Genomic DNA, 11,207 nt, shown 5'->3' on the forward strand with positions numbered 1-11,207 from the left:
GTTTTTGCCCGTCTGGATGACCACGGATCGGGTAGGCCGCGCAAATGGAAAATCAAGGCAGACGGCCCTCCATAGATGGCGTTTAGTCAACCTCTCAAAATGTTGCATATATCGTTATTTAAAAAATAATATATATGATCTTTTTGTAACTTTAGGTTGCTAATACAATACCTATGACACCTTCAACCAGCCTTTTCTTAGCAAGGGCTCCGTTCATCAAACTGCTGCCCCCGTTTGCCGGTGGGATCCTTCTGTATTGGTACACTTCTTTATCCGTTGCGGCGTCCTTAAGTGGCCTGTTGCTTTCGGGTCTGCTGATTCTGTTGTTCCGGTATATCCGGGGTTACTGGCGGCTGAGGCTTCAATGGCTGCAGGCAGTATTTGTGGCGGCATTGTTACTTTGCCTCGCCATGCTGGTTGCCGCTGCAAAAGATATCCGGCGACATCCGGATTGGTTCCCACACCGGTATCAGGCGGGCATGTATTTCCGGGCAACGCTTTTGGAGCAGCCGGTTGAAAAAAACCGCTCCTATAAGGCGGAAGCAGCCATTGAATACCTGGTGACCGGCCACCGCATGGTTCGGGTGCGTGGACGGATCCTTATTTATTTTAAGAAAGATCCGGATATCACCAGACTGATGGCCGGGGAGCGGCTGTTGTTTAAAAAAGGACCACAGGAGATCCGGAATTCCGGTAACCCGGGCGCTTTCGATTATAAACAGTATGCTTTATTTAACGGCATCACCCACCAGGTATATCTTACACCCGGCGATTTTGTAAAAAAGGATACTGAACCGGGTTTTAGCATGGACCTGTGGTTGTACAATACCAGAACGGCGATCCTCGGCATCTTAAAAAAATATATAAAAGGAGCAAAGGAGCTTGGCCTGGCCGAAGCATTGCTGATCGGCTATCGTGATGACCTGGATAAGGAGCTGCTGCAATCCTACAGCGATACCGGGGTGGTGCATGTGATCGCCGTTTCCGGTATGCACCTGGGCCTGGTTTACTGGCTGCTGGATCTTTTTCTTCGCCCGCTGATGAAGCGCCGGGCAACCCGCTGGCTGCACCCCCTGCTTGTTTTAACCGTTTTATGGACCTTCAGCCTCCTGGCGGGGGGAGCCGCATCCATTGTACGTGCGGCGGTAATGTTTACCTGCCTCCAGCTGGGCAAAACCTTTCGTCGTAACGCCTCTATTTATAATACGCTGGCAGCCTCCGCATTCCTGCTGCTTTGCTATGATCCTTACTGGTTGTGGGATGCAGGCTTCCAGCTTTCCTACGCGGCGGTGCTGAGCATTGTTATTTTTTATAAGCCGGTTTATGGCTTGCTGCTGGTACGCAACCGGTTGTTGAACGCGGTTTGGCAGCTTTGTGCAGTAAGCATCGCGGCGCAGATTTTAACCACGCCCATTGCGGCCTGCCAGTTTCACCAGTTCCCCGTCTGTTTTTTGATCACCAACCTGCTGGTAGTGCCCATATCCAGCTTTGTTCTTATCGGGGAGCTGGTATTAATGCTCCTGGCGCCGCTGCAGCCGCTGGCTGTTTTTTTGGGGCAGGTATTGAACAGCACGATATGGTGGATGAACGGCATTGTTGAAAATTTAAGCCGCTACCCGTTTGCCTTATGGAAGGGGCTGCTGCTGAGCATACCGCAGGTGCTCCTGCTTTATATTTTTATAGCAGGACTATCGGCAGGATTGCTAAAAAAAAGAAAGACCGGCTTTTGGGTGGCGGCCGTATCGCTATGCGGGGTTGTGATGCTCAGAGCCGTCTCCTTTTATCATGCAGGCCGGCAGAAAAAGATCGTTGTGTACTATATTCCCCGGAACCGGGCGATCGATTTTATCAGCGGCAGGGATCATTTTCTTTTTGCGGACGCGCAAACAGTGGCCGATCCTGCGATTCAGAAAAACACGCTTGAACCTGCTGCTGTGTTGTATCGCCTCCGGGAAGCTGCAGAAATGCCTAACGGGGTAAAGAACAATCATTCGTTCATGTTTAAAGGCAAAACAGTCCTGGTAATAGATCAGCCGGTTACGGTCCTCCCGGCCGGCGCAGTGGCAGATGTGGTAGTGCTTTCGGGGAATCCGCGCCTGTATATTTCCCGGCTGACCGAGCGGATCCGGCCATTGCAGGTGGTGATCGACGGCTCCGTTCCTGCCTGGAAAGCCCGCTACTGGCAGCAGGATTGCGATGCGCTGGAGATACCCTGTCATGATGTAGCAAAGAAAGGAGCTTTTGTAATGAACCTTTGATCGCTTACCTTTGCCGCTCATTTACCACTCCAATTCAGTTTTTATGAACAAAAAGATACAATCTGCACTCATTTCCGTTTTTTATAAGGACGGCCTGGAACCCATTGTAAAAGAATTATCCCGGCTGGGCATCACCATTTATTCCACGGGCGGAACCCAAAAATTTATTGAAGACCTGGGCATACAGGTGGTTCCGGTAGAGCAGCTGACCACGTATCCTTCCATACTGGGCGGACGGGTAAAAACTCTGCACCCATCCGTGTTCGGAGGCATCCTGGGCAGGAGGGACCTGGAATCGGATGTACAGGAAATGGCAGAATATAAGATTCCTGAGATCGACCTGGTGATCGTGGACCTGTATCCTTTTGAAGAAACGCTGGCAAGTACCAGCGAAGAAAAGCTGATCATTGAAAAGATCGATATCGGCGGACCATCGATGATCCGCGCCGCGGCAAAGAATTTTAAAGAGGTGGTAGTCATCGCTGCCAAAAAAGATTATGCGGGACTGGAAGAGCTGCTGAAAACCCAAAACGGGGAAACCACGATCGAGCAACGCAAATCCTTTGCGGCAAAAGCATTTGAGATCGTGGCCCATTACGACGTGGTCATTTCCGCTTATTTTAACGGGAACAACGGCGAATATTTTTTACAGTCGGTAAACAGCCCCAAGGCCATGCGCTATGGTGAGAATCCTCATCAGGCGGGTACCTTTTATGGCAACCTGGAGGAACTGTTCCACCAGCTGAATGGCAAGGAGCTTTCCTATAACAACCTGGTGGATGTGGATGCTGCCGTACAGCTGATCCATGAATTTCCCCGGGGCGGAGAAGTGGTGTTTGCCATCATCAAGCATACCAATGTATGCGGTGTAGCCGCGCGTGCCACGGTAAGTGAGGCCTGGAAGGATGCGCTGGCCGGTGACCCGGAAAGCGCCTTCGGCGGGGTATTGGTAACCAACGGCACGGTGGATGAAGCAACTGCCAATGCCATTAACGAGATCTTCTTTGAAGTACTGATAGCGCCTGCCTTTGATGAGGCCGCACTCAATATTTTAAAATCCAAAAAGAACCGGATCTTATTGCAGCTCAAATCCCAGGTCTCAGATCCCAAATCTCAAAGTAAATCCATCCTCAATGGTGTTCTTATCCAGGAGCAGGATAAAGGCAGTTATACGGAATGGAAAGAAGCCGGCGGCCGCGAAACAACACCTGAAGAGAAAGCCGATCTTGAGTTTGCCAACATCATTGGTAAGCACCTGAAATCAAACGCCATTGCGCTGGTAAAAAATAAACAGCTGGTGGGCAAGGGAGCCGGCCAGACGAGTCGCATCGATGCCCTGCGTCATGCCATTGAAAAGGCAAAGCAATTCGGGTTCGACCTGAAAGGAGCCGTGCTGGCCAGCGATGCGTTCTTCCCGTTCAATGATTGCGTGCAGATCGGCCACCAGGCAGGTATTGAGGCGTTCATTCAACCCGGCGGATCCATCCGAGACAAAGATTCTATTGAATACGCGCAGCAAAATAACCTGGCGATGGTGATCACCGGTATGCGGCACTTTAAACATTAATATCCTGGTGAAAAATCACAAAGGCACGAAGCTGCAAAGGAGCACAAAGAAATTATAGGGGTTCCAGGATACTCGTGTCTCTCAGAAGCTATTTAAAAATAAAATTTTGATGCTCCCTATAAGCGCCATCCGGCGCGTTGTTGTCGTTAAAGCCGCGCTTTAGCAGGGCTTTAACGAGGCCGTAATTTCATAAGTGCCATCGGCACGGATCATTATGCCCCGAGCCCATGGCTCTCTGTTGCTCTTTTGGACGTATAAACGGGTTGAAACCCGTTCTTACCGGATCTTCCGAGGCCATGCCTCTTTTGCCAAAGTGATCGTTGAACCCCTTTTTTACAGATGGCCGGCTACAGCGATTGCCTAAGTAGAGACGATAAAAAGCTGGTACCTTTTAATGGTTATACGGATTCTCCCGGATCGTTTTTAAACAGCTTCTAAGAGGCGAAAAAATCACAGAGGCATGAAGTTTAAACGCACTTATTTGCAATCTTTGTAGCAAAACCAATTTTATGGACGGATTGAAAATTGCTACGGCCCAGTTTGAGAACCGGAGTGGCGATAAGGCATACAACCTTTCGGTAATCGATGCTTTGTCGGCAAAAGCCGCAGCAGCAGGAGCCGATGTCATCGCTTTTCATGAGTGCTCGGTGACCGGCTACACGTTTGCGCGGCATCTTTCCCGCGAAGCCATGCTGGAGCTTGCAGAGCTGGTGCCGGCAGGGCCCGGTGTGCGCCGGTTACAGGAGATTGCAGCGCAGCACAACATCATTGTGCTGGCCGGTCTTTTTGAAAAAGATGCGCAGGACCGGCTTTATAAAGCATACGTTTGCGTGGATAAAAACGGGCTCGTGGCAAAATACCGAAAATTACACCCGTTCATCAATCCGCATTTATTACCGGGTGATCAGTATTGCGTGTTTGAGATTCATGGCTGGAAATGTGGGATCCTTATCTGTTACGACAACAATATTATTGAAAATGTACGGGCCACCCGGCTGCTGGGTGCCGAGGTCATTTTTATGCCGCATGTAACCATGTGCACGCCTTCTACCAGGCCCGGCGCGGGGTTCGTGGATCCGCAGCTCTGGTACAACCGGCAAAAAGATCCTACCTCGTTACGGCTGGAGTTTGATGGCATGAAGGGGCGCGACTGGCTGATGAAATGGCTGCCCGCAAGAGCTTACGATAATGCCGTGTACGTAGTGTTCTCTAACCCCATTGGTATGGATGATGATCAGCTGAAGAACGGGTGCTCCATGATCATCGATCCTTATGGCGATATTGTTGCCGAATGCCGTTTTTTTGAGGATGGCTTTGTAACAGCCGGCCTGTATAAAGAACATTTGCAAAATGCAGGGGGCTGCCGGTATATCAATGCCCGGAGGCCGGAGCTGTACGGCGATATCCTGGGAAAAGCACATACAGCACACCAGCAGGTGGTCTGGCTGAACGACACGCAAAAAGAGCCGGGATCCTCCTGATCCGGGCTTGCTGCGTAAAAGATTTTTCTACCTACTAATAGGTAGGTATCTTTGACAACGCTATGAGCACACGGTCCGAGATCATACGTGTTGGGGATGCCCTTTTAAGGGAGCGGGGCTACAATGCCTTTAGTTTCTCCGATATTTCCCGGGCACTGGACATCCGCAATGCCTCCATCCACTATCATTTTCCTACAAAAACGGCACTGGGCCTGGCCATCATCGCCGAATACGAAGAACGGTTTGCCCGGTTGCGGCAAAAACTGGAGGAGCGGCCGGTAATGGAAAAGCTGGAAGCCTTTTTTAATGTGTATATTGCTGCAAGGGAAGAAGATAAGATCTGCCTGGTGGGCTCACTGGCCACCGATTTTTACACGGTGGATACCGGGATACAGGAGGCGCTCAACAGGCTGGTGCAGCAGGTGCTGAACTGGCTGATCGCCATACTGGAGGAGGGGAAGGCGGATGGGATCTTTTTCTTCGAGCTCCCGGTGCGGACAAAAGCGCTGATGATCACTACCAATATGATGGCGGCGCTACAGCTGACGCGGATCACCGGGAAGAAAGATTTTAAAGAGATAAAAAAGACATTGATAAACGAATTAATAAAAAAACAATGAAACGTGTAGTCGTAACCGGATTGGGTGCCTTGACCCCCATCGGCAATAATGTAACAGATTTCTGGCAATCGCTGATCAGCGGTGTCAGCGGGGCTGCGCCCATTACGAAGTTTGATGTTTCCAAATTCAAGACCCGGTTTGCGTGTGAGCTGAAGGATTTTGATCCGTTGGCATTTATTGAAAAAGCAGAGGCGCGGCGATATGACCTGTACACCCAGTATGCATTGATCAGCGTAGCGGAAGCGGTGCAAAATGCACGGATCGCCTTTGAGGCGCTGAACCGCGACCGCATCGGGGTGATCTGGGGATCCGGGAACGGCGGCATCCAGACCTTTCAGCAGCAGGTGATGGAATTTGCACAGGGGGATGGTACCCCCCGGTTCAACCCGTTCTTTATCCCCAAGATGATCGTGGATATCGCTTCCGGCATTATTTCGATCAAGTACGGGTTGCGGGGCATCAACTTTACAACGGTTTCTGCCTGCGCTACCTCCAATACGGCCATTATTGATGCATTCAATTATATAAAATGGGGAAAGGCCGATATGATCATCACCGGTGGCTCCGAAGCCGCGATCAATGAAACCGGCGTGGGCGGTTTTAATGCCGCCAAGGCGCTTTCTACCCGGAATGACGACCCGGCTACTGCTTCCCGGCCTTTTGATACCAGTCGCGATGGTTTTGTTATGGGAGAAGGCGCCGGCGCTCTCATTTTGGAAGAGCTGGAGCATGCCAAACGCCGGGGCGCTCCGATCATTGCAGAAGTTGTAGGCGGCGGCATGGCCGGGGATGCCTATCACCTTACCGGTACCCATCCGGAGGGGGAAGGAGCCCGTTTGGGCATGCTGGCGGCCCTGGAAGATGCGGGCATCGCCCCGGCGGATATTGACTACCTCAATACGCACGCTACCTCTACCCAGCAGGGCGACCTGAGCGAGCTGAAGGCGGCAGAGCGGGTATTTGGAAGAGAAAGTACCCTTAACATCAGCGCTACCAAATCGATGACAGGTCACCTCCTGGGCGCCGCCGGTGCCGTGGAAGCCATAGCCTGCATAAAGGCGGTTGAAAACGACCTGGTACCGCCAACCATAAATGTTAACGAAGCCAATGTGGAGCCGGCATATAAAGACGTCTTTAACCTGACGCTGCACCAGGCCCAGCAAAGGAGGGTCACCTACGCCATGAGCAATACTTTTGGATTTGGCGGACATATTGCGACTTCTGTTTTTAAGAAGTATGAAAAGAATTGAGCGATCAGATTCGAGACCTGAGACAGAGTGGCCAGCATCTGGTATTCAGATTGTGGTCTGAAGTCTCAGTTCTCAATTCTCAAATCTCGATTCTTATCTCCAACTTTTTGCCCCCGGAATTGTAATATTGGTAGATCAAAATCATCAAACTATGGAAATACGGTTGAATACAGACAATAACTTTACGGCATCGGAAGGTTTTCTGGAAAAAGTAAGTGTCGAGCTGAAGAAAAAGCTGCACCGTTTTAGTGAGTATCTCACAACTGCTGAAGTGTTTTTCGGGGACGAAAACAGCGGCAAAAGCGGTACGCACGACAAGCGCTGCACCATAGAAGTGCGCCCCCGGAACCTGAACCCCGAAGCGGTAACGCATTTCGCCGATACGGTGGATCATGCCTTCAACGGCGCAGTGGATAAAATAAGAAATTTGCTGGACAGTCGCATCGGGAAACTGCAAAATAAGGTGTAAAATATTTCCACAGCCTGTGTATAACAAGTTTCCCGCATCTCGATTTTATATAATTAATTTGTAGTCGGCTTTTTTGGTAAACGATCCCTGATCCTGCCGGCAGAGCCTCCCCTTTTTAGTCATCATAGTGATGCTTTCGAGTGGAAAGCAGCGTCTTATTCCGGCAGGAAATACTGTATTTCCCGGGGGTAATTGTCGTCTCTGCTCTTCATGTTTGAAGAACCGATTTTTAAAGAACAAGAATATTTTATATATGGGCTTATTTGATAAACGCGTAAACTACAAACCTTTTGAGTACCCCGAGGTCTTGAAATTTACAGAAGCGATCAACAAATCATTTTGGGTGCACTCAGAGGTGGATTTTACAGCAGATGTACAGGATTTTCACAGTCACCTGAATACTGCGCAGCGGAACGCCATCAAAAACAGCCTGCTGGCGATCGCGCAGATCGAAGTAGCCGTAAAATCGTTCTGGGGCAATTTATACAACCACATGCCCAAGCCCGAGTTGAATGGCCTGGGTAGCACGTTTGCAGAATGCGAATTTCGCCACTCGGAGGCTTACTCCCGCCTGCTGGAAGTGCTGGGCTATAACGACGAGTTTTCCAAGCTGATCGAAGAGCCGGTGATCGCCGAGCGCATCAAATACCTTTCCGAAGCGTTAAAGGACGCCAGGTCTGCGGATCCTAAAGAATATACCCTGTCACTGATCCTGTTTTCGATCCTCATTGAGAACGTATCCCTGTTCAGCCAGTTTGCTATTATTCTTTCGTTTACCCGCTTCCGCGGACTGATGAAGAACGTAAGCAATATCATTGCCTGGACCTCGGTAGATGAGCAGATCCATGCCAATGCCGGCGTGTACCTCATCAATAAGATCCGGGACGAATATCCGGAGCTGATCGACGAAGCAATGGAGTACCGTATTATGGCCCTGGTACGCGATTCTATTGAAGTAGAGGGCCGCATTATTGACTGGATCTTTTCCGAAGGGGAGATTGACACCATCAGCAAAACCAACCTGCTGAACTTTATGAAGTTCCGGGTGGATGAAAGCTTTGAAAAACTGGGCTTCCCCAAACAATTCAATGTGACGCTGGAAGAATACCGCCCGATGCAATGGTTCGAAGAAGAAGTGTTTGCCAACAGCCTGGATGATTTTTTTGCAAAACGGCCGGTAGAATATACCAAGCACGATAAGAGCATAACGTATAACGACCTTTTTTAACCGCACCCCGGCCCCTCTCCAAAAGAGAGGGGAGAATAAAAAGCGGGCGTGATGCCATTTGGACCGGACGATGAAGTGCTTGCGACGCAACCCGGATGCCACCTGCATTGCAGCTGGTATAAAAATAATGATGAGCAATTGAACCTTAAACATTGAACTTTAAACGATAAAATTTTTACATGGAAAGGCTTTGGTGGAAAAATGAAGAAAGCGAACAGATCCTGAACCGGGGATACCTGTTAAACGGAGAAACAGTAGAAAAAGCAATTGACCGCGTATGTACGGCTGCGGCCCGGCGCCTGTACAAACCGGAACTGAAAGAAGCCTTTAAAGAAATGGTGGAGAATGGCTGGATGAGCTTTAGCTCTCCGATATGGGCCAATATGGGCACCGAAAGAGGATTGCCTATTTCCTGTTTTAATGTGCACATGCCGGATAATATTGAAGGCATTACGCACAAGCTGGGCGAAGTGATCATGCAGACCAAGATCGGTGGCGGTACCTCTGCCTACTTTGGCTCCCTGCGGGGACGTGGCAGCGCAGTTACCGATAACGGAAAGAGCAGTGGTGCGGTAAGCTTTATGCGGCTGTTTGATACGGCGATGGACACCATCTCACAGGGCGGTGTGCGCCGCGGTGCATTTGCGGCCTACCTGGATATTGACCACCCGGATATTGGCGAGTTCCTGAACATTAAAGATATCGGTCACCCTATCCAGAACCTGTTCTATGCGGTTTGCGTGCCAGACTACTGGATGCAGGAAATGATCGACGGGGATATTGCAAAAAGGGAAATATGGGCGCGGGTGCTGGAAAGCCGCCAGCAGAAAGGACTGCCCTATATTTTTTACACGGATAATGTAAATAAGAACAAGCCCCAGGTATATAAGGATCTGAACCTTACCGTAAACGGAAGCAACCTCTGCTCGGAGATCATGCTGCCGTCCACCGAGGATGAATCCTTTATCTGCTGCCTGTCTTCCCTGAACCTGGAGCTGTATGATGAATGGAAAGATACGGATGCCATCAAGCTGGCCGTGTTCTTCCTGGATGCGGTGCTGCAGGAATTCATTGCTAAAACAGAAGACAATTACTACCTGGCCAATGCCAACCGGTTTGCCAAACGGCACCGGGCACTGGGACTGGGCGTACTGGGCTGGCATTCTTACCTGCAGCGCAATATGATCGCTTTTGAAAGCATGAAGGCAAAACAGCTGACCCACTCCATTTTTTCCGAGCTGCAGGAAAAAACAGAAAAAGCAACGATTGAGCTGGCGCGTATTTACGGAGAACCGGAGCTGCTGAAAGGCTATGGACGCCGCAATACCACGGTAATGGCCATTGCACCCACTACTTCTTCCTCCGCCATCCTGGGGCAGTCGTCACCGGGCATTGAGCCCTTTGTAAGCAACTACTACAAGGCAGGCCTTTCAAAAGGAAATTTTATCCGCAAGAACAAATACCTCAAAGCATTGCTGGAAGAGAAGGGCCTGGATACTGAAGATGTATGGCGCAGTATTATGCTGAACCACGGCAGCGTGCAGCACGTGGACGGATTGACCGATCATGAAAAGGATGTATTCAAAACCTTCCGCGAGATCAGCCAGCTGGAGATCATCCAGCAGGCATCCATCCGGCAGAAATTTGTAGACCAGGGCCAGAGCCTGAACCTGAACATTCCTCCGGGCCTGCCGGTGAAGGAAGTAAATAAACTGCTGATCGAAGCCTGGAAGCTGGGCGTAAAGACCCTGTACTACCAGCGCAGCCAGAGCGTTTCCAAAGAGCTGGTGAACACGCTGACGGTATGCAGCAGCTGCGAATCGTAAGGGCCTTTATGGGTGATATAATTTAATAAGACCGGGTTTGTTCCTGGTCTTATTTTTTTATGCGGTATGATGTCCTGGTAGTGTTCATAATAACCCGGTATCCATTTATTAAGGTGGATGCTTTCTTATACGATAGTGAAATTTATTATAGATCAAAACAATGCGTTGCGTCTTTGCCCCGTTGTGTCTTTGCGAGAAACTTTTTGGGCTCATTAAAATATCACTTTCGTATTAAATGATTTGTGGAGCCACAAGCCATGACCCGGGTCACGGGCAGTGTCCTCTACCGTAGCCGTCAATTGATGGTCCGAACCTATGGTTCTCCTGTTTCCGTTGCAGGTTTTTACAACGAACCTCGGTTCGTTGTTGGTAGATGAGGCGAGGCCATGCCTCTTGCCCTTTGTGTACATTTTTTACAGCCAGGCTTTATCATAGCTTATAAAAGGCCATCGGCCTGTACATATAAACAACTCCGGAATTTATTCCGGGTGAAGCCACATAAACAGTG

8 protein-coding genes are annotated in these 11,207 nt (G+C 49.9%); all 8 read left to right on the forward strand.

Going from position 1 to position 11,207, the window contains the following annotated elements; all coding sequences use genetic code 11:
- The first annotated feature begins 173 nt into the window (after positions 1 to 173).
- The 8 genes from B160_RS0107695 to B160_RS0107735 all read left to right on the forward strand — a co-directional run bounded on the left by B160_RS0107695 (position 174) and on the right by B160_RS0107735 (position 10,699).
- On the forward strand, positions 174 to 2,258 hold the full coding sequence (locus B160_RS0107695) for a ComEC/Rec2 family competence protein (protein ID WP_018627319.1): 2,085 nt from the start codon (positions 174 to 176) through the stop codon (positions 2,256 to 2,258).
- Positions 2,259 to 2,301: 43 nt separating this feature from the next.
- On the forward strand, positions 2,302 to 3,825 hold the full coding sequence (gene purH, locus B160_RS0107700) for a bifunctional phosphoribosylaminoimidazolecarboxamide formyltransferase/IMP cyclohydrolase (RefSeq protein WP_026309621.1): 1,524 nt from the start codon (positions 2,302 to 2,304) through the stop codon (positions 3,823 to 3,825).
- A 509-nt stretch (positions 3,826 to 4,334) separates the two neighbouring features.
- The gene (locus B160_RS0107705; RefSeq protein ID WP_018627321.1) at positions 4,335 to 5,306 is read left to right on the forward strand and encodes a nitrilase family protein; all 972 of its coding nucleotides are present in this window, start codon (positions 4,335 to 4,337) and stop codon (positions 5,304 to 5,306) included.
- 62 nt (positions 5,307 to 5,368) lie between these two features.
- Positions 5,369 to 5,926 (forward strand): TetR/AcrR family transcriptional regulator, encoded by a 558-nt coding sequence (locus B160_RS0107710; RefSeq protein WP_018627322.1) that lies wholly within the window; start codon positions 5,369 to 5,371, stop codon positions 5,924 to 5,926.
- A complete protein-coding gene (gene fabF, locus B160_RS0107715; protein ID WP_018627323.1) occupies positions 5,923 to 7,176 on the forward strand; it encodes a beta-ketoacyl-ACP synthase II in 1,254 nt (417 codons plus the stop codon). The genes B160_RS0107710 and fabF overlap by 4 nt, the downstream gene beginning before the upstream one ends.
- Before the next feature lie 151 nt (positions 7,177 to 7,327).
- Complete coding sequence (locus B160_RS28630; protein ID WP_018627324.1) at positions 7,328 to 7,645, forward strand: HPF/RaiA family ribosome-associated protein; 318 nt, start codon at positions 7,328 to 7,330, stop codon at positions 7,643 to 7,645.
- Between the two features lie 253 nt (positions 7,646 to 7,898).
- The gene (locus tag B160_RS0107725; RefSeq protein ID WP_018627325.1) at positions 7,899 to 8,873 is read left to right on the forward strand and encodes a ribonucleotide-diphosphate reductase subunit beta; all 975 of its coding nucleotides are present in this window, start codon (positions 7,899 to 7,901) and stop codon (positions 8,871 to 8,873) included.
- A 179-nt stretch (positions 8,874 to 9,052) separates the two neighbouring features.
- Positions 9,053 to 10,699, forward strand: coding sequence for a ribonucleoside-diphosphate reductase subunit alpha (locus tag B160_RS0107735; RefSeq protein ID WP_018627327.1), 1,647 nt, complete (start codon positions 9,053 to 9,055; stop codon positions 10,697 to 10,699).
- The last annotated feature ends 508 nt before the right edge of the window (positions 10,700 to 11,207 follow it).

Source organism: Niabella aurantiaca DSM 17617 (assembly GCF_000374125.1).
Classification (GTDB): Bacteria; Bacteroidota; Bacteroidia; order Chitinophagales; family Chitinophagaceae; genus Niabella; species Niabella aurantiaca.

Coding starts and splice junctions, on each gene's coding strand:
- B160_RS0107695 (WP_018627319.1), top strand. CDS start 174: ATGACACCTTCAACCAGCCTTTTCTTAGCAAGGGCTCCGTTCATCAAA.
- purH (WP_026309621.1), top strand. CDS start 2,302: ATGAACAAAAAGATACAATCTGCACTCATTTCCGTTTTTTATAAGGAC.
- B160_RS0107705 (WP_018627321.1), top strand. CDS start 4,335: ATGGACGGATTGAAAATTGCTACGGCCCAGTTTGAGAACCGGAGTGGC.
- B160_RS0107710 (WP_018627322.1), top strand. CDS start 5,369: ATGAGCACACGGTCCGAGATCATACGTGTTGGGGATGCCCTTTTAAGG.
- fabF (WP_018627323.1), top strand. CDS start 5,923: ATGAAACGTGTAGTCGTAACCGGATTGGGTGCCTTGACCCCCATCGGC.
- B160_RS28630 (WP_018627324.1), top strand. CDS start 7,328: ATGGAAATACGGTTGAATACAGACAATAACTTTACGGCATCGGAAGGT.
- B160_RS0107725 (WP_018627325.1), top strand. CDS start 7,899: ATGGGCTTATTTGATAAACGCGTAAACTACAAACCTTTTGAGTACCCC.
- B160_RS0107735 (WP_018627327.1), top strand. CDS start 9,053: ATGGAAAGGCTTTGGTGGAAAAATGAAGAAAGCGAACAGATCCTGAAC.